At 68.2% G+C, this 22252-nt stretch carries 24 protein-coding genes; 16 read left to right on the top strand and 8 right to left on the bottom strand.

Annotation, left to right across the window (positions count from 1 at the left end):
- Nucleotides 1–8 precede the first annotated feature (8 nt).
- The 6 genes from QRN67_RS14095 to QRN67_RS14120 form a co-directional block, all read right to left on the bottom strand.
- Nucleotides 9–497: a tripartite tricarboxylate transporter TctB family protein gene (locus QRN67_RS14095; RefSeq protein WP_081265711.1), complete on the bottom strand. Its 489-nt coding sequence runs from the start codon at nucleotides 495–497 to the stop codon at nucleotides 9–11.
- A gap of 135 nt (nucleotides 498–632) precedes the next feature.
- Complete coding sequence (gene tfpB, locus QRN67_RS14100; RefSeq protein WP_285412242.1) at nucleotides 633–2429, bottom strand: type IV pilus assembly ATPase TfpB; 1797 nt, start codon at nucleotides 2427–2429, stop codon at nucleotides 633–635.
- Nucleotides 2426–3211, bottom strand: a complete 786-nt coding sequence (locus tag QRN67_RS14105) for a class I SAM-dependent methyltransferase (RefSeq protein WP_081265709.1) — start codon at nucleotides 3209–3211, stop codon at nucleotides 2426–2428. Before QRN67_RS14105 ends, tfpB begins: the two co-directional genes overlap by 4 nt.
- A complete protein-coding gene (locus QRN67_RS14110; protein WP_285412243.1) occupies nucleotides 3211–3744 on the bottom strand; it encodes a DNA-deoxyinosine glycosylase in 534 nt (177 codons plus the stop codon). Before QRN67_RS14110 ends, QRN67_RS14105 begins: the two co-directional genes overlap by 1 nt.
- A 98-nt stretch (nucleotides 3745–3842) precedes the next feature.
- Nucleotides 3843–4283: a hypothetical protein gene (locus QRN67_RS14115; protein WP_081265707.1), complete on the bottom strand. Its 441-nt coding sequence runs from the start codon at nucleotides 4281–4283 to the stop codon at nucleotides 3843–3845.
- A 133-nt stretch (nucleotides 4284–4416) separates the two neighbouring features.
- Nucleotides 4417–5277 (bottom strand): TatD family hydrolase, encoded by an 861-nt coding sequence (locus QRN67_RS14120; RefSeq protein ID WP_081265706.1) that lies wholly within the window; start codon nucleotides 5275–5277, stop codon nucleotides 4417–4419.
- Between the two features lie 89 nt (nucleotides 5278–5366).
- On the opposite strand from QRN67_RS14120, the gene QRN67_RS14125 reads away from it, so the two are divergent.
- From QRN67_RS14125 to QRN67_RS14140, 4 genes are read left to right on the top strand one after another with little or no spacing between them, the layout of a single operon-like run.
- Nucleotides 5367–6377: a S1C family serine protease gene (locus QRN67_RS14125; protein WP_285412244.1), complete on the top strand. Its 1011-nt coding sequence runs from the start codon at nucleotides 5367–5369 to the stop codon at nucleotides 6375–6377.
- A gap of 48 nt (nucleotides 6378–6425) precedes the next feature.
- Nucleotides 6426–7439: an AAA family ATPase gene (locus QRN67_RS14130; RefSeq protein ID WP_081265704.1), complete on the top strand. Its 1014-nt coding sequence runs from the start codon at nucleotides 6426–6428 to the stop codon at nucleotides 7437–7439.
- Nucleotides 7420–8409, top strand: a complete 990-nt coding sequence (locus tag QRN67_RS14135; RefSeq protein WP_285412245.1) for a DUF58 domain-containing protein — start codon at nucleotides 7420–7422, stop codon at nucleotides 8407–8409. Before QRN67_RS14130 ends, QRN67_RS14135 begins: the two co-directional genes overlap by 20 nt.
- Complete coding sequence (locus QRN67_RS14140; protein ID WP_081265702.1) at nucleotides 8406–9443, top strand: VWA domain-containing protein; 1038 nt, start codon at nucleotides 8406–8408, stop codon at nucleotides 9441–9443. The genes QRN67_RS14135 and QRN67_RS14140 overlap by 4 nt, the downstream gene beginning before the upstream one ends.
- Here QRN67_RS14140 and QRN67_RS14145 read toward each other — a convergent pair.
- On the bottom strand, nucleotides 9427–10056 hold the full coding sequence (locus tag QRN67_RS14145) for a TetR/AcrR family transcriptional regulator (protein WP_285412246.1): 630 nt from the start codon (nucleotides 10054–10056) through the stop codon (nucleotides 9427–9429). The genes QRN67_RS14140 and QRN67_RS14145 overlap by 17 nt on opposite strands.
- 64 nt (nucleotides 10057–10120) lie before the next feature.
- Nucleotides 10121–10723 carry a phenylacetic acid degradation protein PaaY gene (locus QRN67_RS14150; protein WP_205367873.1) on the bottom strand — a complete coding sequence of 201 codons (603 nt, stop codon included), beginning with the start codon at nucleotides 10721–10723 and terminating at the stop codon, nucleotides 10121–10123.
- 149 nt (nucleotides 10724–10872) lie between these two features.
- On the opposite strand from QRN67_RS14150, the gene QRN67_RS14155 reads away from it, so the two are divergent.
- From QRN67_RS14155 to QRN67_RS14210, 12 genes are all read left to right on the top strand, one after another.
- Nucleotides 10873–11676 (top strand): enoyl-CoA hydratase-related protein, encoded by an 804-nt coding sequence (locus QRN67_RS14155; protein ID WP_285412247.1) that lies wholly within the window; start codon nucleotides 10873–10875, stop codon nucleotides 11674–11676.
- A 2-nt stretch (nucleotides 11677–11678) separates the two neighbouring features.
- On the top strand, nucleotides 11679–12122 hold the full coding sequence (gene paaI / locus QRN67_RS14160; protein ID WP_106935490.1) for a hydroxyphenylacetyl-CoA thioesterase PaaI: 444 nt from the start codon (nucleotides 11679–11681) through the stop codon (nucleotides 12120–12122).
- A 15-nt stretch (nucleotides 12123–12137) separates the two neighbouring features.
- Entirely contained in the window at nucleotides 12138–13451 is a 1314-nt protein-coding gene (gene paaK, locus QRN67_RS14165; RefSeq protein WP_106935491.1) for a phenylacetate--CoA ligase PaaK, read from the top strand.
- A 39-nt stretch (nucleotides 13452–13490) separates the two neighbouring features.
- Nucleotides 13491–14501 (top strand): 1,2-phenylacetyl-CoA epoxidase subunit PaaA, encoded by a 1011-nt coding sequence (gene paaA, locus QRN67_RS14170; protein ID WP_081265692.1) that lies wholly within the window; start codon nucleotides 13491–13493, stop codon nucleotides 14499–14501.
- Nucleotides 14498–14794 (top strand): 1,2-phenylacetyl-CoA epoxidase subunit PaaB, encoded by a 297-nt coding sequence (gene paaB / locus QRN67_RS14175; protein ID WP_285412248.1) that lies wholly within the window; start codon nucleotides 14498–14500, stop codon nucleotides 14792–14794. Before paaA ends, paaB begins: the two co-directional genes overlap by 4 nt.
- A 14-nt stretch (nucleotides 14795–14808) precedes the next feature.
- The gene (gene paaC, locus QRN67_RS14180; RefSeq protein WP_285412250.1) at nucleotides 14809–15588 is read left to right on the top strand and encodes a 1,2-phenylacetyl-CoA epoxidase subunit PaaC; all 780 of its coding nucleotides are present in this window, start codon (nucleotides 14809–14811) and stop codon (nucleotides 15586–15588) included.
- Nucleotides 15588–16112 carry a 1,2-phenylacetyl-CoA epoxidase subunit PaaD gene (gene paaD / locus QRN67_RS14185; RefSeq protein WP_285412252.1) on the top strand — a complete coding sequence of 175 codons (525 nt, stop codon included), beginning with the start codon at nucleotides 15588–15590 and terminating at the stop codon, nucleotides 16110–16112. Before paaC ends, paaD begins: the two co-directional genes overlap by 1 nt.
- A 15-nt stretch (nucleotides 16113–16127) precedes the next feature.
- Complete coding sequence (paaE, locus tag QRN67_RS14190) at nucleotides 16128–17213, top strand: 1,2-phenylacetyl-CoA epoxidase subunit PaaE (protein WP_285412253.1); 1086 nt, start codon at nucleotides 16128–16130, stop codon at nucleotides 17211–17213.
- 47 nt (nucleotides 17214–17260) lie between these two features.
- On the top strand, nucleotides 17261–18406 hold the full coding sequence (locus QRN67_RS14195; RefSeq protein ID WP_081265687.1) for an ABC transporter substrate-binding protein: 1146 nt from the start codon (nucleotides 17261–17263) through the stop codon (nucleotides 18404–18406).
- 137 nt (nucleotides 18407–18543) lie between these two features.
- Complete coding sequence (locus QRN67_RS14200; RefSeq protein WP_285412254.1) at nucleotides 18544–19572, top strand: branched-chain amino acid ABC transporter permease; 1029 nt, start codon at nucleotides 18544–18546, stop codon at nucleotides 19570–19572.
- The gene (locus QRN67_RS14205; protein ID WP_285412255.1) at nucleotides 19569–21479 is read left to right on the top strand and encodes a branched-chain amino acid ABC transporter ATP-binding protein/permease; all 1911 of its coding nucleotides are present in this window, start codon (nucleotides 19569–19571) and stop codon (nucleotides 21477–21479) included. Before QRN67_RS14200 ends, QRN67_RS14205 begins: the two co-directional genes overlap by 4 nt.
- The gene (locus QRN67_RS14210) at nucleotides 21476–22207 is read left to right on the top strand and encodes an ABC transporter ATP-binding protein (protein WP_081266386.1); all 732 of its coding nucleotides are present in this window, start codon (nucleotides 21476–21478) and stop codon (nucleotides 22205–22207) included. Before QRN67_RS14205 ends, QRN67_RS14210 begins: the two co-directional genes overlap by 4 nt.
- The last annotated feature ends 45 nt before the right edge of the window (nucleotides 22208–22252 follow it).

Consider the following 22252-nt stretch of genomic DNA (forward strand, 5'->3'; position numbering starts at 1 on the left):
CTTTCTTCTCAGCCAGTGATGAAGGTCGGCCAGACCTGGATCTGGAGCTTCAGCGCCCAGATGAATGCAACGTAGCTGCCCACGGCCAGGACGGTCGCGAGGATCAGCACTTTCTTGAGGTCGAACTCGTTGCCTGCGAGGCTCGAGATGATCACCAGCGCGTAGATCGCGATGATCATGCCCATGGCCGGCACGCCGATGCTCGGCAGGCCGCCGAGCAGAATGCCGAACGCGAGGTTGGCGCCCAGGATGAACACCACCTGCTTCCAGGCCCACTTGCCGATCTTTTCGCCGTCGTTGGTTTCGACGGTGAGGCCGCTGAACATGATCCCCAGGCCGATGAGAGCCATCAGGATGCCGAGCATCAACGGGAAGTAACCCGGACCCATGCGGGCGCCGCTGCCCACGCTGTAGGTGGTGGCGCCCCATGCGAACGCCACGCCCACGACCGTGAACATCAGACCCGAGAAAAAGTCTTTCTGACTTTTGATTTTCACAACCGAACTCCTCGAATATTTTCGATGGAGGCGATTGTGGAGTCAGCTCCCGGTCAGCCCGATGTGGGTTCCACTAACCGGAGGCCTAGGGATAACCCGAAAGGCCACACGGGCCTTTGCGTGGCTTTTGCGTCGCTATTCGAGCGGCGGCGTGGCGCTGAGCACTTCCTCGATGGTGGTCACGCCCTCGGCCACGCGCAGCGCGCCGGCCAGGCGCAGCGGGCGCATGCCGTCGATCACGGCCTGGCGACGAAGGCCCGCCAGGTTGGGCTCTTTGGTGACCTGCGTCTTGAACGGCTCGCTGATGCTCAGCAGTTCGTAGAGACCCATGCGGCCCATGTAGCCGGTCATGCGGCAGTCGACGCAGCCCACCGGCTTGTACGCGCGCACCGAGCCCGTGATCTGCCACGGCTTGACGATGGTCTCCAGGCTCTCGCGCGTGACGGTGTCGTCGGGCTGCTTGCAGTGCGGGCACAGCGTGCGCACCAGGCGTTGCGCGAGCACGCCCAGCATCACCGCGTTGATGAGGTAGGAAGGCACGCCCAGCTCCATGAGCCGCGTGATGGCGCTCGGCGCGTCGTTGGTGTGCAGCGTGCTGAACACCAAGTGGCCGGTGAGCGCGGCCTGCACCGCCATCTCGGCGGTGGCGAGGTCGCGGATTTCGCCGACCATGATGATGTCCGGGTCCTGCCGCATCAGCGCGCGCAGGCCCTCTGTGAAGCCGAAGTCGAGCTGCGGCTGCACCTGCGACTGGTTGAACGACGGCTCGATCATTTCGATCGGGTCTTCCACCGTGCTCACGTTGACCTCTTCGGTGGCCACGCGCTTGAGCGTGGAGTACAGCGTGGTGGTCTTGCCCGAGCCCGTGGGCCCGGTCACCAGGATGATGCCGTTGGGCCGCGTGACCAGCTGTTCCCAGCGCTGCGCGTCGTGCTGCGAGAAGCCCAGCGCGTCGAGGTCTTTCACCGCGGTGTCGGGGTCGAAGATGCGCATGACCATCTTCTCGCCGAAGGCGGTGGGCAAGGTAGACAGGCGCATTTCGACTTCTTCGCCGCGCATGTTGCGGGTCTTGATGCGGCCGTCGAGCGGGCGTCGTTTCTCGACGACGTCCATGCGGCCGAGCAGCTTGATGCGCGCGACCATCGCGTTCATCACGCCCATCGGCATCTGGTAGGCCGGATGCAGGATGCCGTCGATGCGAAAGCGGATCACGCCCTGCTCGCGCCGCGGCTCCAGGTGGATGTCGCTCGCGCGCTGGTCGAAGGCGTATTGCCAGAGCCAGTCGACCACCTGCACCACGCTCTGGTCGTTGGCGTCGAGCTGCTTGTTGCTCTTGCCCAGCTCCACCAGCTGCTCGAAGCTCGCGCCGCCGGTGTTGCCGCCGGCCTTCTGCGCGGCGCGCACCGACTTCGCGAGCGAGAAGAACTCGGCGGTGTAGCGCTGGATGTCGGCCGGGTTGGCGACCACGCGGCGCACCGTGCGGCGCGACTGGCGCTCGACCTCGGCGATCCAGTCGGTGAGGAAGGGCTCGGCCGTGGCCACCACCACCTCGTTGGGCAACACCTGCACAGGCAGCACCTTGTGGCGCTCCGCATAGGCCGCGCTCATGGTGTCGGCCACCTTGCCCACGTCGACCTTGAGCGGATCGATGCGCAGGTACGTGAGGCCGGCACGGCCCGCGAGCCATTGCGTGAGCATCTCGAGGTCGAGCGGCTTGCTGTCGCTCTCGCGGGTCATCGCCACGTTGGCCAGGCGCACCAGCGGTGCCTGGCGGCTCTCGGCCTGGGCGCAGCGCGCGATGGTGCGCTTGGCTTCGACCGGGGAGATCACGCCGTCGGAGGCGAGCCATTCGATCAGGCGCCGCAGATCGAGCGGGCCTTCGTGGCGCGAGGCCGGCGAGGCGGGAACGGAAGCAGCGGGTACAGCGCTCATGAGCCGGTGGTTCGGGTGAGTGTCGGGTTCTGGGGTTTGAACACCCGCAGCCACTTGGGTGCGGGCAAGCCCCATCGAGTCTGGATCGTTTGGGCGCGCTCGGCAAGCGCCTCGCGCTTGGGGCGGCTCGGCGTGCGCTGCGCGAGCACCACCGTGTTGCCTTCGCGCGTCGGCTTGAAGGCCCAGACCGCGTCCGCGCCGAAGGCACTCGCAATCTTCTCGAGGCTGCGCTCGTAGCTCGACGAGCGGCCGAAAAGGTTGACGGTCATGCAACCGTCATCGGTGAGCAGCGCGCGGCAGTCGGCGTAGAAGTCTTCGCTGTCGAGCACGGGCGCCGCGGCCTCGTGGTCGTAGAGGTCGACCTGCAGCGCGTCGACCGTGCCGTGCCATTCGGGCTTGCGGATCTCGGCCGCCGCGTCGGCGATCACCACGCGCAGCTTCGGGTCGTCGGCCGGCAGCTTGAACCAGCCGCGGCAGGCCGACACCACCTGCGGATTGAGCTCGATCGCGGTGGTGCGCATGCGCAGGATCTTGCGGCTGAACTTGGTGAGCGTGGCGGCGCCCAGGCCGAGCTGCATCGCGTGGCGGCTGGCCACGGTCTTGCCGTCGGCGAACAGCAGCCAGGCCATCATGCGCTGCACGTACTCGAGTTCGATCTCGAAGGGCGCGTCGATCTTCATCGAGCCCTGGACCCATTCGGTGCCGAGGTGCAGATAACGGATGTCGCCCCAGTCGGAAAAATTGACTTCGGGAAGAGAGACGGGGGTTTTGCTCGATGCCATCAGACGACTAGATTGTGGGCAGCCAGAACCTCGCGCCAGGCGCCGAGCTTGCGCTCGAAACTCCATGACGCATTGGCGGGGCTGGTGGAAGGCAGCTGGTAGACCGGCACGCCCAGCGTCCGGGTGTGGCGCGCGTGCTTGAAGCTCTCGCCGCCGTTATGGGCGATGGCCGCGAGCTTCGGCAGATGCAGCCCGGCGATGTCGTTCACCACGGGCGCGCGGATGGCGGAGTCGAGACTGCCTTCGCGCTCGCAGGACGCATACACGTCCCACACGCCCAGGCCGCGATCGAGCAGCCACCGGCAGCGCGGCCCGTAGCTGTCGGCGCCCGAGGGAAGGGGAATGTCGGGCCACACGGCTTGCAGGATCTTCCAGAACTGGTTTTGAGGGTGTGCATAGTACTGCTGCCGCTCGAGCGACTTGACCCCGGGGAAGCTGCCGAGGATGAGTACGACGGTCTTTGGCGAGACGATGGGCTGCAGGCCGGTGAGCACGGCGCTGGCGGCGGCATCGGGTGCGACGGGAAGCTTCATGGACGGTATCGTGCCACCGCCTTCCGCCAGCGAGCAAAAATGAAAAAACCCGCCGGAGCGGGTTTTTTTGGCGAATGCCGGAACAGGTCCGGGCTTGCTTACTTCTTGGCGGCTTCGTTCTCGGCCGTGCCGGGGATCTTCTCGCCGATGGCCTTGCCGGTGGAGCGCATGCCGTCGGCCGTCTTGTGGCCGGCGTTCTCGACGACTTCGCCCGTCTTGGCGGCGGCGTTCTTGGTGGCGTTGGTGGCCTTCTTGGTGGTGCGCTTGGTGGCGTTCCATGCCTTCTTGGTGCCATTTTCGGTGGCGTTCACGGCCTTCTTGGTCGTGCGCTTGGTGGCGTCGTAGGCCTTTTCCGCTCCGCGCTCGGTGGCGTTCACAGCGTCCTTGCCGGCTTCCTTCACCTTCTCGGTGGTGCTCGGCTGGGCGGTGGCCGGCGTGGCGGTGGCGGGTGCCGTGGTCTGAGCCACAGCCGACACGCCGATGGAGGCGAGCGCCAGCGCGAGGACAACGGGCATCGTGCGAATGAAAGACGTGGTCATGAAAAGGCTCCTTGTTGGATGAAGTTTTTAGCAGTGACTGACTTGCCACTGGTCTAGCAACGAGCTAGCGAACCCAAAGGATGACAGCAAATTTGCAACCTCTGCATACACGGATGCAGGTCGGGACATTGGCCTACGCGATGTGGGGCGCGCGTTCCGACATGGCCATGAGAATCTGTAGCCGCGGAAGCACTTCGAGTGCATTGCGAGTGGTGGCTGCGGCCAGTTCCTCGATGCCGATGCCCCTCAACCCGGCCACCACTTCCGCGATGCGCGGCAGCTCGCCGGGCTCGTTGCGGCCCTGCGCCTGGCCGGCGTCGCGCTGGGCCTGCGTGCGGTAGAGCCAGTGAGGCTGTATGTCGGGCGCATCGGTCTCCATTACGATCGACTCCATCGGCAGGCTTGCCGCCAGCCGACGCAGCTGGAGGGCGCGCTCGAATGTCACGGCCCCGCCGAAGCCCAGCTTCAGCCCGAGGGCGATGCACGCCTCGGCCTGCTGCTCGCTGCCGTTGAACGCATGGGCAATGCCCAGCCACGGCTTGCCGCCCGCCGTCTGCCGCAGATGCTTGAGCACCTTGTCGACCGAACGCCGGACATGGATGAGGATGGGTAACCCGTGCTTGCGTGCCAGTTGCAACTGAGTGTGAAAAAACCGCTCCTGCCTGTCGCCGTCCAGGCCTTCGACGAAATAGTCCAGCCCGATTTCGCCGACCGCCACCAGCCGGGGGTCGTCGCGCCGCGCGGTCAGTTCGGCGTCCAGCGCCTCCAGGTCGGCGTCGGCGGCCTGGCCGGTGCACAGCGGATGGATGCCCAGCGCATAGGCGTCGCCCTGCAGGTGGGCCAGCTCCCGCACGGCCTGGAAATTGAAGGCGGCCACCGCGGGGATGACGCACATGGCCACGCCGCGTTCGGCCGCGCGGGCGCGGATGGCGGGCATCTCGGCACCGAATTCGTGCGCGTCCAGGTGGCAGTGGGTATCGATGAAGGTAGCCATCGCGCGATGATGCCCGAAGGGATGCGCAGGCTCGGAAAGCGTGCTACTGTGAACTCCTTCACGCGATATTTTTTGCCGGAGGTGCTCCGATGCGCAGGCCTGCTTTCTACAGCCGATCGCCCCGCACGCTGCCACCGGCCGCAGACGATGCGGCCGATCGGGCGGATGCATCGGCATCGTCCGAAGCGGACGGCGCCGCACCGCCGCCTGTCGCCTCCGAGCCCCCCAGGACGGGCTGGCAGCCAGGGCGCCGCAGCTTCGCGCTGCTCATCGTGCTGTGCGCCGCCCTCGTCACCGGCACCGCGCTGTGGGCGCCCCGGCCCGGCGGCAAGGCGCTCACCCAGAAAGACATCGACGCGGCCGTGCTGCGCACGCTGCAGACCAACACCCTGCCCTCGCCCGCCGCCAAGGCGGCCGACATCATCCGGCCTTCGGTGGTGCGGGTGGTGAGCTACGGCGAGGAGAAGAACACGCCGGAAGCCAAGGTCCAGAAGCGCGGGCGCAACATGGCCAAGGGCAAGCCGCCGGAAGCACCCAACGACGGCGGCCCGTCGGGCGAGGTCGAGCGCGGCGTGGGCACCGGCGTGGTGATCGTCGACAAGGGCGTCATCCTCACCAACCTGCACGTGGTCGCGGGCGCCGACAAGATCAAGGTCACCTTCTTCGACGGCCTGGAAGCCGTGGCCACCATCACCGGCGTGCAGCCCGAGAACGACCTCGCGGTGCTGCAGGCGCAGAAGGTGCCCGACGACCTGATTCCCGCCACCATGCGCTCCACCGCCGACCTGCGCTCCGGCGACCAGGTGGCCGCGGTGGGCTTCCCGTTCGGCATCGGGCCTTCGGTGTCGGCCGGCGTGGTGTCGGGGCTCAAGCGCTCTTTCCGCTCGCCCGAGGGCAAGCAGGAGCTGGGCAACCTGATCCAGTTCGACGCCGCCGCCAACCCCGGCAATTCGGGCGGCCCGCTCATCAACATGGACGGCGAGGTGCTCGGCATCGTCACCGCCATCCTGAACCCGACGCAGCAGCGCACCTTCATCGGCATCGGCTTCGCGGTGCCCATCGAGAACGCCGCCTCGGCCGCCGGTTCGCCGCCGTTCTGATCGATCTTCTACCCAGACCCAGCCTCTACTTCTTCGAAAGCCCTTCGCATGAGCACAGAGACAGCCGCCCCCACGCCCGCCGGCACCGCCGAACTGATGGAGCAGATCCTCTACGAGGTGAAGCGCGTGGTCGTCGGGCAGGACCGCTTCCTGGAGCGCGTCATGGTCGCCATGCTCGCGGGCGGGCACCTGCTGGTGGAAGGCGTGCCGGGCCTCGCGAAGACGCTCACCATCAAGACGCTGGCCGACACCGTGCGCGGCCAGTTCAAGCGCATCCAGTTCACGCCCGACCTGGTGCCGGCCGACCTGGTGGGCACGCGCATCTACAACCAGAAGACCGGCGAATTCAGCACCTCGCTGGGCCCGGTGTTCGCCAACCTGCTGCTGGCCGACGAAATCAACCGCGCGCCGGCCAAGGTGCAGAGCGCGCTGCTCGAAGTGATGCAGGAGCGGCAGGTGACCATCGCCGGCGAAACCCACAAGGTGCCGCGACCGTTCCTGGTGATGGCCACGCAGAACCCTATCGAGACCGAAGGCACCTACGCGCTGCCCGAGGCGCAGGTCGATCGCTTCATGATGAAGGTCATGGTCGACTACCCGAGCGACGAGGAAGAATTCGTCATCGTCCAGCGCGTGATCGGCGCGCCCGTGGCGGCCACGCCCGTCGCCACCACCGAGCAGCTGGCCGAGCTGCAGGCCGAGGCGCGGCGCGTGTACGTCGACCCTTCGCTGATCCAGTACGCGGTGAAGCTGGTGTCGGCCACGCGCACGCCCGAGAAGCACGGCCTGAAGGACCTGCGCCGCTTCATCACCTTCGGCGCCAGCCCGCGCGCCAGCATCAGCCTGACCGAAGGCGCGCGCGCCCTGGCGCTGCTGCGCGGCCGCAGCTACGCGCTGCCCGAGGACATGACCGCGCTGGTGCCCGACGTGCTGCGCCACCGCGTGACACTGTCCTACGAAGGCCTGTCCGAAGGCCTGACGCCCGATGGGCTGGTCGACAAGATCATGCGCGCGGTCCCCGCTCCACCCAAGCCGCTCGAACATGAAAAGCTGGTGGCGTAAGGCCCCCGCGGCCGCGAACGACGAACGGCTCGCCGCTGAAACCGGCGGCGCTGAACGCGCGCTGCGCCGGCTCGAGTGGACGGTGATCCGCCGCCTCGACGGCCTGCTGCAGGGCGACTACCGCACGCTGATGCGCGGGGCCGGGCTCGACCTGGCCGACCTACGCGAGTACCAGCACCACGACGACGTTCGCCACATCGACTGGAACGTCACCGCGCGGCTGCAGACGCCGCATGTGCGCGTGTTCACCGAAGACCGCGAGATGACCGCGTGGTTCGTGCTCGACCTGAGCCGCTCGGTCGACTTCGGCTCGGGCCTGAAGGCCAAGCGCGAGATCTCGGCCGGCTTCGTCGGCGTGCTCGCGCGGCTGCTCACCCGGCACGGCAACAGGGTCGGCGCGCTGGTCTACGGCAGCGACCTCGAAGCGGTGATTCCGCCGCGCAGTGGGCGCCGCCATGTGCTGCACCTGCTGCATGCGATGGACAAGCGCGCCGACAAGGCGGAGCACACGCCCCGGCAGAAGGGGATGACGCGGCTGGACACCCTGCTCAAGTCGGCCGCCACGCTGATGCCGCGCCGCTCCACCGTGTTCGTGGTGTCCGACTTCCTGAGCGAGCCCGGCTGGGAACGCCCGCTCGGCCAGCTGGCACAGCGCCATGAAGTGGTTGCCGTGCGCCTGTTCGACCCGCTCGAACTCGAGCTGCCGGACCTGGGCCTGGTGCCGCTGCGCGACGCCGAGACGGGCGAGCAGCTCTGGGTCGACACCCACGACGCGGGCTTTCGCAAGCGCTTCGCCCGCATCGCGGCCGAGCGCGAAGCCGCCTTGCGCGGCGCGCTGGCCAAGGCCGGCGTCGACGCGCTCGAACTCTCGACCAGCGACGACCTGGTGGAAGCCATCGTCCGTTTCGCCGATATGCGCAAGCGCCGCACGCGCATCGGCCTCGCAGGCATGAAGGCGGTGGCAGCATGACTTTTCTCTGGCCTCAATTCCTCTGGCTGCTGGCGGCGCTGCCGCTGCTGGTGCTGCTCTACGTCTGGCTGATACGCCGCAAGAAGAAGCTGGCGGTGCGCTACGCCAGCCTGTCGATCGTGCGCGAGGCCATGGGCGCGGGCCAGACGATGCGCCGCCACATTCCGCCCGCGCTGTTCCTGCTGGCCATGGCCGCGATGCTGATCGCCGCGGCCCGGCCGATGGCGGTGGTGGTGCTGCCGTCGAACCAGCAGACCATCATCCTCGCGATGGACGTGTCGGGCAGCATGCGCGCGGCCGACGTGCTGCCCAACCGGCTGGTGGCAGCGCAGGAGGCGGCCAAGAGCTTCATCAAGGACCTGCCGCGCAGCGTGAAGGTGGGCGTGGTGGCCTTCGCCGGCAGCGCGCAGGTGGCACAGCTGCCGACCACCAACCATGAAGACCTGGTGACCGCCATCGACAGCTTCCAGCTGCAGCGCGCCACGGCCACCGGCAATGCCATCGTGGTGTCGCTGGCCACGCTGTTCCCCGACGCCGGCTTGGACGTGGAGCAGTTCAGCGCGCCGAGCCGCCAGCGCGGCGCGGCCATCGACTCGTCGGAGAAGAAGCTCAAGGACTTCACACCCGTGGCGCCCGGCTCGTTCACATCGGCCGCGATCATCATGCTGACCGACGGCCAGCGCACCACCGGCGTCGATCCGCTCGACGCCGCCAAGGCAGCGGCCGACCGCGGCGTGCGCATCTACACCGTGGGCGTGGGCACGGTCGACGGCGAGACCATCGGCTTCGAGGGCTGGTCGATGCGCGTGCGCCTCGACGAGGACACGCTCAAGGCCATCGCGCAGAAAACCAATGCCGAGTACTTCTACGCCGGCACGGCGAGCGACCTGAAGAAGGTCTACGAGACGCTGAGCACCAAGCTCACCGTGGAGAAGAAGGAAACCGAGATCTCGGCGCTGTTCGCGCTCGGTGCGGCGGTGCTGACGCTGCTGTCGGCGGGGCTGTCGCTGCTCTGGTTCAACCGGATTCTTTAGAGCCGGCGGGCACCTGGGGCGACTTCACCGCCCCGATGCCGCCCAGGAACAGATCGGCCACGATCGGCGCAATGGCCGCGTGGTCGAGCCGGCCGTCGGGCTTCATCCAGGTGAACATCCAGTTGATCATGCCGAACAGCAGCATGGTCAGCGGCTTGGCGAGGTCGTCGCTCGGCGCGCCGGGGCGCAGTGCCGAGACTGCGCGCGCAAAGCCCGCGACCACCTCGCGCTCCTTGTCGAGCACGCGCTCGCGGTCGGCCTCTTCGAGAAAGCGCACGTCGTCGGTCAGCACGCGGTGCGCGTCCTGCGCGCCGGCGTATTCCTCGACGATGCGGTAGATGAAGCGGCGCAGGCGCTCTTCGTCGGTCTGCGTCGAGGCCTCTTCCTCGGCCACCAGGGCCGCGAGCTTGGACACGTGCGTCTCGGCGATGCTGATCAGCAGGCTGCTCTTGTCCTTGTAGTAGTGGTAGAGCGTGGCCTTCGATAGGCCGCAGGCCTCTGCCACCTGGTTCATCGAGGTGGCGGGGTAGCCGCTGCGCGCGAACAGTTGCGCGGCCTGCGCGAGGATCAGTTCACGCTGGTCGTCGTAGGTGGCGGATCTTCCACGCGGCATCGGGTCGGTTTCCTGGGTTGGGCTGTTGGAACAACGCGCGATCTTGCACGAAGCGCAATCGAGATCAGCCGCGCCTGGTCGCGATGAGCGAGCGCACGTCGGTGGCCGGCAGGCGCGGCCTGCCCTGCTCCACCCGGGCGAGCGGCGCCACCTCGTGAAGGCTGGCGAGGCTGCGCACCGTGAGGGCCTGGTAGGTCTGCGTGCCTTCCAGCTTCCAGGCGATCTCGTCCTCGGTCAGCTCGCGCTTCACCTTGGCCGGGATGCCCGCCACCAGCGAGCGCGCCGGCACCTTCATGCCGGCCGGCACGAAGGCGCAGGCCGCGACGATGGCTTTCTCGCCGATCTCGGCCTCGTCCATGACCACCGCGTTCATGCCCACCAGCGCGTCGCGCCGCACGATGCAACTGTGCAGGATCGCGCCGTGGCCGATGTGGCCGTTGGCCTCGATCACCGTGTCGTTGTCGGGAAAGCCGTGCACGCAGCAATGGTCCTGCACGTTCGAGCCCTCCTCCAGCACGATGCGGCCGAAGTCGCCGCGCAGGCTGGCGCAGGGGCCCACATAGCAGTTGGGGCCGACGATCACGTCGCCGATCAGCACGGCCGTGGGGTGCACGTAGGCGCTCGGATCGACGACCGGGATCACGCCGTCGATGGAATAGCTGGGCATTCGGTCTCCTTTGTCTTGGGGTCTCAGGGTTTGCCCTGAAGCGACCCCGCTTGTGTCGGAATCGAGGTCGATCCTAAAATCAACCGAACGGTCGGTCAATAGTGTTTGCACGCCAGGCCGCCTCCCAGGAAGGACGAAAGAGACACGCAATGACTGAGCCTTTGGTACTCATCAGCAACGCGGGCGCGGTGCGCACGCTGAGCCTGAACCGCCCCGCGGCGCTCAACAGCTTCACCACCGGGCTGCATGCCGAACTGATGGCCGCCCTCGAAGCGGCGGCGAACGACGAGGGCGTGCGCTGCGTGGTGCTCACCGGCGCCGGCCGCGCCTTCTGCGCGGGGCAAGACCTGGCCGACCCGTCGGTCGCGCCCGACCCCACGCCCGGTGCCGCGCCCAAGGACCTGGGCCACGTCATCTCCAGCTACTACGCCCCGCTCGTCGCGCGCCTGCGCTCGATGCCGGTGCCGGTGGTTGCCGCCGTCAACGGCGTGGCCGCCGGCGCGGGCGCCAACCTGGCGCTGTGCTGCGACCTCGTGGTGGCCGGCCGCTCGGCCAGCTTCATCCAGGCCTTCACCAAGATCGGCCTCGTGCCCGACACAGGCGGCACCTGGCTGCTGCCGCGTCTCGTCGGCTCGGCGCGCGCGCTGGGCATCGCGATGCTCGGCGACAAGCTGCCCGCCGAGGAAGCCGCGCGCATCGGCCTGATCTGGCAGTGCGTGGACGACGCGGCCCTGGCCGAAACAGCCGCCACGCTCGCCACGAAGCTGGCGGGCATGCCCACCCGCGCCCTCGTCGCCACCCGCCGGGCCATGGCCGCCGCGCAGGACATGGACCTGGACACCGCCCTCGCCGAAGAAGCCCGCGTCCAGCGCGACCTGGGCAACGCCGACGACTACCGCGAAGGCGTCGCGGCCTTCCGCGCCAAGCGCGCGCCCGTCTTCAAGGACCGCTGAGCATGACCGACACACAACGCACGCCGCAGCAGACGGCCGAATACGTCCGCGACGGCATGTTCGCCAACGACAACGCCACCAAGGGCCTGGGCATGCGCATCGTCGAGGTCGGCCCCGGCCAGGCCACGATCGAGATGCGCGTGCGCTCCGAAATGCTCAACGGCCACGCCACCTGCCACGGCGGCTTCATGGCCACGCTGGCCGACTCCACCTTCGCCTTCGCCTGCAACTCGTACAACGAGCTGACCGTGGCCTCGGGCTTTTCCATCGACTTCATCGCCCCGGCGCGCGAGGGCGACCTGCTCACCGCGCGCTGCCATGAAGTGTCGAAGGCCGGCCGCACCGGCGTGTACGACACCGAAATCACCAACCAGCGCGGCGAGCGCATCGCGATGTTCCGCGGCCGCTCGTACACGGCCAAGGGCCGCCCCGCCGTCGCTGCCTGAGGAGACATCCAGACCATGACAGCCAGACACCCCGCCCCCGGCGAACTCGACCCCATCGAAACCGCCAGCCGCGACGAGATCGCGGCACTGCAGCTCACCCGCCTGCGCGCCACGCTGCAGCGCGCGTACGACAACGTGCCGCACTACCGCAAGGCTTTCGACGCCAAGGGCGTGCACCCGGGCGACCTGAAGTCGCTGGCCGACCTGTCGAAGTTCCCGTTCACGGTGAAGAGCGACCTGCGCGACAACTACCCCTTCGGCATGTTCGCCGTGCCGCGCACGCAGGTGGCGCGCATCCATGCATCGTCGGGCACCACCGGCAAGCCGACCGTGGTGGGCTACACGAAGAACGACATCGACACCTGGGCAGACCTGGTCGCGCGCTCGATCCGCGCGGCCGGCGGGCGTGCCGGCGACATGATCCACGTGTCCTACGGCTACGGCCTGTTCACCGGCGGCCTGGGCGCGCACTACGGCGCCGAGCGCGCGGGCTGCACCGTCATCCCGATGTCGGGCGGCCAGACCGAGAAGCAGGTGCAGCTCATCCAGGACTTCAAGCCCGACATCATCATGGTCACGCCCAGCTACATGCAGGTGATCATCGAGCAGTTCGAGCGCCAGGGCCTCGACGCGAAAGACAGCTCGCTGAAGATTGGCATCTTCGGCGCCGAGCCCTGGACCGAAGCCATGCGCCGCGACATCGAGGCCAAGGCCGGCATCGACGCGGTGGACATCTACGGCCTCAGCGAAGTGATGGGCCCGGGCGTGGCCAGCGAATGCGTGGAGAGCAAGGACGGCCCCGTGATCTGGGAAGACCACTTCTACCCCGAGATCATCGACCCCGAGACCGGCGAGCTGAAGGCCGACGGCGAAGAAGGCGAACTGGTCTTCACCTCGCTGAGCAAGGAGGCCATGCCCATCGTGCGCTACCGCACGCGCGACCTCACGCGGCTGCTGCCGCCCACCTCGCGCGCGTTCCGCCGCATGGGCAAGATCGTCGGGCGCAGCGACGACATGATGATCATCCGCGGCGTCAACGTCTTTCCCACGCAGGTGGAGGAGATCGTGCTCGCGCACGAGCGCCTGTCGGGCCTCTACCAGGTGCACGTGCGCCGCGACGGGCTGCTCGACGAGGTCGAGGTGCACTGCGAGCTGCAGCCGCGCACGAGCATCGACGAGAGCGAACGCAAGGCCATCGCGAGCTGGGTGCAGGACCGCGTGAAGACGCTGGTCGGCATCTCGACCACGGTGCGCGTGTTCGACCCCGACTCCATCGAACGCACGCAGACCGGCAAGGCCCGACGCGTGTTCGACACCCGGCCGCGCTGAGCGCGCGCCGCTTCAACCCTCTTTCCAAAGGACACGCACATGTACACCCAGGCAATGGACACCATGGGCAAGGACGCAGGCGACGGCAAGCAGAAGGCCGTGCGCTCCGCCGAAGAGATGCGGCTCGAGGAGCGCTTCGACGCCCACATCGACGCCGGCGACTTCATCGAGGCGAAAGACTGGATGCCCGAGCACTACCGCAAGACGCTGGTGCGGCAGATCAGCCAGCATGCGCACTCGGAAATCGTCGGCATGCTGCCCGAGGGCAACTGGATCAGCCGCGCGCCCACGCTCAAGCGCAAGGCCATCCTGCTGGCCAAGGTGCAGGACGAAGGCGGCCACGGCCTCTACCTGTATGCCGCAGCGGAGACGCTGGGCACCTCGCGCGACCAGATGTTCGACGCGCTGCACAGCGGCAAGGCCAAGTACAGCTCCATCTTCAACTACCCCACGCTCACCTGGGCCGACATGGGCACCATCGGCTGGCTGGTCGATGGCGCCGCCATCATGAACCAGGTGCCGATCTGCCGCTGCTCGTATGCGCCTTATGCGCGCGCCATGATCCGCATCTGCCGCGAGGAAAGCTTCCACCAGCGCCAGGGCTATGAAGCCCTGCTCACCATGATGACCCACGGCACCGACGCGCAGAAGGCCATGGTGCAGGACGCGGTCAACCGCTGGTGGTGGCCCTCGATCATGATGTTCGGCCCGCCGGACGACCAGTCGCCCAACAGCGCGCAGTCGATGCGCTGGGGCATCAAGCGCTTCAGCAACGACGAGCTGCGCCAGAAGTTCGTCGACGCCACGGTGGAGCAGGCGCGCATCCTCGGCGTGACCCTGCCCGACCCCGACCTGAAGTGGAACGAGGAGCGCCAGGCGCACGACTTCGGCGCCATCGACTGGAGCGAGTTCTGGCGCGTGATCGGCGGCGACGGCCCCTGCAACCGCGAGCGGCTGCAGGCCCGCGTCGACGCCTGGGAAGAAGGCGCATGGGTGCGCGAAGCCGCGATGGCCCATGCCAACAAGCAACCGATGAAGGAGGCGGCATGACCGTCGAAAAGAAACAAGAGTGGCCCCTGTGGGAAGTGTTCGTGCGCAGCAAGGCCGGCCTCGACCACAAGCACTGCGGCAGCCTGCACGCGGCCGATTCGAAGATGGCGATCCAGATGGCGCGCGACGTGTACACCCGCCGCCAGGAAGGCAGCAGCATCTGGGTGGTGCGCTCAGAGCAGATCGTGGCCAGCGACCCGGGCGACAAGGACATGTTCTTCGACCCGGCGGAAGACAAGGTCTACCGCCACCCGACCTTCTACGCGCTGCCCAAGTCGGTCGACCACATGTGAGCAGGGCCAGGACCATGCAAGCATCGATCGAACTGAACCGCACGCCCGCCGTGCAATACCTGCTGCGCATCGGCGACACCTGCCTCGTGCTGGCACAGCGCCTGGGCGAGTGGTGCGGCCACGCGCCCGTGCTGGAAGAAGACATCGCGATGGCCAACATCGCGCTCGACCTCGTCGGCCAGGCCCGGGCGCTGCTCACCCACGCCGGCAAGCTGGAAGGCGCCGGCCGCGAGCATGACGAAGACCAGCTCGCCTACCTGCGCGAGGAGCGCGACTACTTCAACCTCACCATCGCCGAGCTGCCGCGCGGCGACTTCGCCTTTGCCGTGGTGCGCAACACCATGGTGTCGACGCTGCTCAAGCTGCTGTGGCAGCGCCTGGCCGCATCGAGCGACGCCGAGGTGGCCGCCATCGCCGGCAAGGCGGTGAAGGAAGCGCGCTACCACCAGCAGCACTCGGGCGACTGGGTCGTGCGCCTGGGCGACGGCACGGAAGAATCGCGCCGCCGCACGGAGAAAGCGCTGAAGCAGCTCTGGCTCTACGTGCCCGAGCTGTTCGAGAGCGACGCCGTGGATGCCGAAGCCAGCGCCAGCGGCCTCGGCCCGGCCTGGAGCGAACTGCGCGAGCCCTGGCTCGCCGACATGCAACAGGTGCTGGACGCCGCCGGCCTCGCCATGCCCAAGGAAGCCGCGTTCCGCAGCACCGGCAAGCAGGGCGTGCACAGCGAGCACATGGGCTACATCCTGGCCGAGATGCAGCACCTGCAGCGCAGCTTCCCCGGAGGCGTGTGGTGATGACCGCGCTGGCGTCGCGCGTCGATGCGGCGTGGGCCGTGCTCCACACGGTGCCCGATCCCGAGGTGCCGGCCGTGTCGGTCTGCGACCTGGGCATCGTGCGCGAGGTGATCGCGCACGAAGACGGCCTGGAGATCGTGCTCACGCCCACCTACTCCGGCTGCCCCGCCACCGAAGCCATCGAGCACGACGTGCTGGCCGCCGTCGAGCAGGCTGGCCTGGGCCGCGCACGCGCCACGCTGCGCCGCGCGCCCGCATGGACGAGCGACTGGATCAGCGAGGAAGGCCGCGCCAAGCTCAAGGCCTACGGCATCGCGCCGCCCGCCCACCTCACCCCGGAAGCCGCGGCCAACACCGCCATGCCGATCAAGCTCTTCGGCCGCATCGCCGGCGAGCGCATCGCCTGCCCGCGCTGCGCGAGCGAGCGCACCGAGCGCCTCTCCGCATTCGGCTCCACCGCCTGCAAGGCCCTGTACCGCTGCATGGCGTGCAAGGAGCCGTTCGAACACTTCAAGCCGATCTAGAAAAGCACCCTCGCGATGAGCACCCTCTTCCATCCCCTGCGCGTGAAGGCCATCGAGCCCGACACGGCCGAGGCCGTCATCGTCTCCTTCGAAGTCCCCACCGACCTGCAGGAAGTGTTCGGCTTCACGCAAGGCCAGTACCTCACGCTTCGCAAGGACATCGACGGCCAGGACCTGCGCCGCTCCTATTCGATCTGCGCCGGGCTCGATGACGGCGAACTGCGCGTGGGCGTGCGCAAGGTGCGCGGCGGCGTGTTCTCCAACTGGATCAACGCCAGCCTGCAGCCGGGCGACACCCTGCAGGTGATGGCGCCGCAGGGCCGCTTCTTCGTGCCCATCGAGCCGGCCTCCGCGCGGCACCACGTCGGCATCGCGGGCGGCAGCGGCATCACGCCGATCCTGTCGATCATGAAGACGGTGCTGGCGCGCGAGCCCGCGAGCCGCTTCACGCTGATCTACGGCAACCGCCAGCTGCAGTCCACGATGTTCAAGGAAGAAATCGAGGACCTGAAGAATCGCTACATGACCCGGCTGGTGCTGCAGCACGTGTTCTCCGACGAGCACACCGATTCGCCCCTGGGCTTCGGCGTGATGAACCGCGAGAAGATCGGCGAATTCCTGCACAGCGTGGTGCCTGCCGCGCAGATCGACCATGTGTACGTGTGCGGCCCGTTCCAGATGAACGACGAGGCCGAGGCCGCGCTGCTCGCGGCAGGCGTGCCCGAGGAGCGCATCCACATCGAGCGCTTCGGCGTGGCGCTGCCCTCGGCCACGCAGGTGGGCGCGGTGGTGCACGAGGCCCAGCCGGGCGACGCCAAGCGGTCGCGCATCACCATCGTGCGCGACGGCCTGCAGCGCGAGATCACCTTCACCGAAGGCCAGCCCAGCATCCTCGACGCGGCTTCGGCGGCGGGGCTGGAAGTGCCGTTCTCCTGCACGTCGGGCGTGTGCGGCACATGCCGCGCCAAGCTGGTGGACGGGGAAGTCCGAATGGAGCGCAACTTCGCTCTCGACAAGAATGAGGTGGCCGCGGGTTTCGTGCTGACCTGCCAGGCGCACCCCCTCACCGAATGCGTCACGCTCTCCTTCGACGAGCGGTGATAGATACTTCAGTCCTCAACAATTTTTCAACCCGGAGACAAGTCCAAATGAAATTCTTCAAGCCCCTGCTGATCGCAGCGCTGTGCGCCACCGCCGCCGCCTCGTGGGCCGACGTCAATGTCGGCGTCACCATCTCGGCCACCGGCCCGGCAGCATCGCTGGGCATCCCCGAGAAGAACACGATCTCGCTGATGCCCAAAACGATCGGCGGGCAGAAGATCAACTACATCGTGCTGGACGACGCCTCCGACACCACCGCGGCCGTCAACAACACGCGCAAGCTCATCGCAGAGAACAAGGTCGACGTGATCCTGGGCTCGACCACCACGCCGGCCTCGCTCGCCATGATCGACGTGGCCAGCGAAGCGCAGACGCCGATGATCTCGGTGGCCGCGTCGGCGCGCATCATCGAGCCGATGGACGCCAAGAAGAAGTGGGTGTTCAAGACGCCGCAGAACGACATCATGATGTCCCTGGCCATCGCCGAGCACATGGCCGCCAACGGCGTGAAGACCGTCGCCTTCATCGGCTTCTCCGACGCCTACGGCGAAGGCTGGTCGCAGGAATTCGCCAAGGCCGCCGACCTGAAGAAGATCAAGGTCGTGGCCAACGAGCGCTATGCCCGCACCGACACCTCGGTGACCGGCCAGGCCCTGAAGATCATGGCCGCCAAGCCCGACGCGGTGCTGGTGGCCGGCTCCGGCACGCCGGCCGCGCTGCCGCAGAAGACGCTGAAGGAACGCGGCTACGGCGGCAAGATGTACCAGACCCACGGCGTGGCCAACGCCGACTTCCTGCGCGTGGGCGGCAAGGACGTGGAAGGCACCTTCCTGCCCGCCGGCCCGGTGCTGGTGGCCGACCAGCTGCCGGCCAGCAACCCGGTGAAGAAGTCCGCGCTCGCCTATGTGTCCGCGTATGAAGCCGCCTACGGCAAGGGCTCGGTCTCGACCTTCGGCGCGCACGCCTGGGACGCCGGCCTGCTGATGAGCTCGGCCGTGCCGGCCGCGCTGAAGAAGGCGCAGCCCGGCACGCCCGAGTTCCGTGCGGCGCTGCGCGACGCGCTGGAGCAGACCAAGGATGTGTCCGGCGCGCACGGCGTGTTCAACATGACCGCGCAGGACCATCTGGGCCTGGACCAGCGCGCCCGCGTGATGGTGAAGATCGAGAACGGCGCCTGGAAGTATCAGCCCTGATCCTGGGCTCACCCCCAGGCTCCGCGCACTTCGTGTCGCTTCTCCCACCCCCTGCCGGGGGCAACACCTGAGGCCCGGCAAAGCCGGTTCCTCGGTGTTCCTGAACTGAGTCACGGGCGACGCCCGAAGGTTGTTTTATGGATTTGCAGATTGCCCTGTTGCTGGGGCAGGACGGCATCGTGAACGGCGCGGTCTACGGACTGATGGCGCTCGCGCTGGTGCTGGTGTTTTCGGTCACGCGCGTGATCTTCATCCCGCAGGGCGAGTTCGTCGCCTTCGGTGCGCTCTCCATGGCCGCGCTGCAGGGCGGCCGCGCGCCTTCCACGCTGTGGCTGCTGCTGGCGCTGGCGGTGATCGTGCTGGTGGTGGAAGCATGGCGCTGGAAGCGCGGTGCCGTCGTCGACTGGCGCTCGGCGCTGACCTGGTGCGTGGCCTTCCCGGCCGTGGCGGCCGTGCTGATACTGGGCCTGAAGCCCACGTCGCTTGCGATGCAGTCGCTCGCCACGCTGGTGCTGATCGCGCCGCTGGGCCCGCTGCTCTACCGCGTCGCCTATCGCCCGCTGGCCGACGCCAGCGTGCTGATGCTGCTGATCGTCTCGGTGGCGCTGCACGGCGTGCTGGTCGGCCTGGGGCTCTTCTTCTTCGGTGCCGAGGGTTCGCGCACCAGCGCGTTCTCCGAGGCGCGCTTCGACCTCGGCGGCATTCCGGTCAACGGACAGTCGCTGGTGGTGGTCGGCGTCACGCTGGTGCTGGTGATCGCCATGTTCTGGTTCTTCGGCCGCTCGATGATCGGCAAGGCGCTGCGCGCCACCGCCATCAACCGCGTGGGCGCACGGCTGTCGGGCATTCCCACCGAACTGTCGGGCGACCTGAGCTTCGCGCTGGCCGCCGTCATCGGCGCCATCTCGGGCCTGCTGATCGCGCCCATCACCACGGTCTACTACGACACCGGCTTCCTGATCGGCCTGAAAGGCTTCGTGGCCGCCATCGTCGGCGGGCTCGCGAGCTATCCGCTGGCGCTCGCGGGCGCGCTGCTGGTCGGCCTGCTCGAAGCCTTCTCTTCCTTTTGGGCCAGCGCATACAAGGAAGTGCTGGTGTTCACCCTGATCATTCCGGTGCTGCTGTGGCGCTCGCTCAACAGCCATCATGTGGAGGACGAGGAATGAACCCGTCTCCGTCGACCACCGCTTCTACCGCCGCGAACGCGGCGCCCGAGGGCCGCCCGCTGGTGACGCCGCGCGTACTCACGCTGGTCTTCATCGTCGCGCTCGCGCTGGCCTGGGGCTGGCTGCCCGAGTTCACCGTCTCGGTGCTCAGCAACATCGGCCTCTACGCCCTGGTGGCGGTGGGCCTCGTGCTGCTGACCGGCGTGGGCGGCATGACCTCCTTCGGTCAGGCCGCCTTCGTCGGCATGGGCGCGTATGCCACGGCCTGGATATGCACTTCGCCCACGGCCGCCGGCTGGCTCGGCGGCCTCGCGGGCTCGGCGCTGGTGCCCTGGCTCGGCCTGCTGCTGGGGCTGGTGCTGACCTTCGCGCTGGCCTGGGCGCTCGGCGCGGTCACGCTCAAGCTTTCGGGCCACTACCTGCCGCTGTGCACCATCGCCTGGGGCCTGAGCCTGTACTTCCTGCTCGGCAACATGGAATTCCTCGGGGGCCAGACCGGCATCACCGGCGTTCCGCCGCTGGTGGTGGCGGGCGTCTCCTTCGCCACGCCGCGCATGCTGGGCGTGGTGATCTGGGCCGTTCTGCTGCTCGCGCTGTGGGCCATGCACAACCTGCTCGACTCGCGCGAGGGCCGCGCCATCCGCGCGCTCAAGGGCGGCCGGCTGATGGCCGAGTCGATGGGCGTGGACACCGCGCGCCACCGCATCAAGCTGTTCGTGCTGGCGGCCCTGCTCGCGGCCATCTCGGGCTGGCTCTATGCGCACATGCAGCGCTTCGTGAACCCCACGCCTTTCAACCTCAACATCGGCATCGAGATGCTGTTCATGGCGGTAGTGGGCGGCGCGGGCCACCTGTGGGGCGCGGTGCTCGGCGCCACGCTGATCACGCTGCTCAAGGAGAAGCTGCAGGACGTGCTGCCCGCGCTGCTGGGCACCAGCGGCAACTTCGAGGTGGTGGTGTTCGGCCTCTTGATGCTGTTCGTGCTGCAGCGCTTTGCCGACGGCCTGTGGCCCACGCTGGCGCGGCTGTCGCGCCGCTGGGTGCGCGAAGTGCCGCGCGCCGCCGGCGCCGGTCCCGCCGCGTCGACGATGGAACCGCTCGCGCAGCGCGCGGTGCCCGCCGCCGGCACCCTGCTGCTGCAGGCCGACGGCGTGAGCAAGCGCTTCGGCGGCCTGGTGGCCAACAACGACATCTCGATGACGCTGAAGGCCGGCGAGGTGCATGCGCTGATCGGCCCCAACGGCGCCGGCAAGAGCACCTTCTTCAACATGATCTCGGGCGTGGACGACCCGACCACGGGCGAAGTGCGCCTGGTGGGCCAGCCGATGTCGGGCAAGCCTTCGCGCGCCTTTGCCGCGCTGGGCCTGGGCCGCACCTTCCAGCACGTGCGCCTGCTGGGGCAGCGCAGCGTGGCCGAGAACGTCGCGCTCGGCGCCCACCTGCGTGCGAAGCGCGGCTGGCTCGCGGCCATGCTGCGCCTGGACCGCGCCGAAGAAGCCGCGCTGATGGCCGAAGCCCGCAAGCACATCGACCGATGCGGCCTCGGCGCGCATGCCGAGACCCCCGCCGCATCGCTCTCCCTCGGCCAGCAGCGCGTGGTCGAAATTGCCCGCGCGCTCGCCGCCCAGCCTTCGGTGCTGCTGCTCGACGAACCCGCCGCCGGCCTGCGCCACCTTGAAAAGCGCGCGCTCTCCGAGCTGCTGAGCCAGCTGCGCGCCGAAGGCCTCGGCATCCTGGTGGTGGAGCACGACATGGAGTTCGTGATGAACCTGGCCGACCGCATCACGGTGCTCGAGTTCGGCACCGTCATCGCCACCGGCACGCCCGCCGAGGTGCAGGCCAACCCGCGCGTGCTCGAAGCCTACCTGGGCGGCGCCGACGACGAATTGCTGGAAGACGCACGATGAGCCATCCCATTCTTCAACTGGAAGACTTCTGCGTCGCCTACCGCACCGTGGAAGCGGTGCACGGCGTGCGCCTGCAGGTGAACGAAGGCGAGATCGTCACGGTGATCGGCCCCAACGGCGCCGGCAAGACCACGCTGCTGTGCGCGGCCATGGGGCTGCTGCAATCGACCGGCCAGCTGATGCTGGACGGCGAGCGCATCGCGCGCCCCGGCGTCGAGACCATGGTGGCGCGCGGCGTGGCGCTGGTGCCCGAGCGGCGCGAGCTGTTCGGCGAGATGTCGGTCGAAGACAACCTGCTGCTCGGCGGCTTCTACCAGTGGCGCAAGGGCAAGCGCGACCAGCGCGCGCGCATGGACGAGATCTTCGAGATCTTCCCGCGCCTGAAGGAACGCCGCCCGCAGATGGCCTCCACGCTCTCGGGCGGCGAGCGCCAGATGCTGGCCATCGGCCGCGCGCTGATGGCGCGCCCGCGCCTGCTGATGCTCGACGAGCCCTCGCTGGGCCTGGCGCCGCTGGTGGTGCGCGAAGTGCTGCGCGTGGTGTCGCAGCTGCGCAGCCACGGGGTGTCGGTGCTGCTGGTGGAGCAGAACGCACGCGCCGCGCTGCAGGTGGCCGACCGCGCCTATGTGCTGGAGATGGGCGCCGTGGCGCTCGAAGGCAAGGCGCGCGACCTGCTGCATGACCAGCGGATCATTGATACCTACCTGGGTATCGGCAAGAAGGATTGAACGGTTTTTCTCCCTCCCCTTCCGGGGGAGGGTTGGGGTGGGGGC

It is taken from the genome of Variovorax sp. efr-133-TYG-130 (assembly GCF_030208835.1).
GTDB lineage: Bacteria > Pseudomonadota > Gammaproteobacteria > Burkholderiales > Burkholderiaceae_C > Variovorax.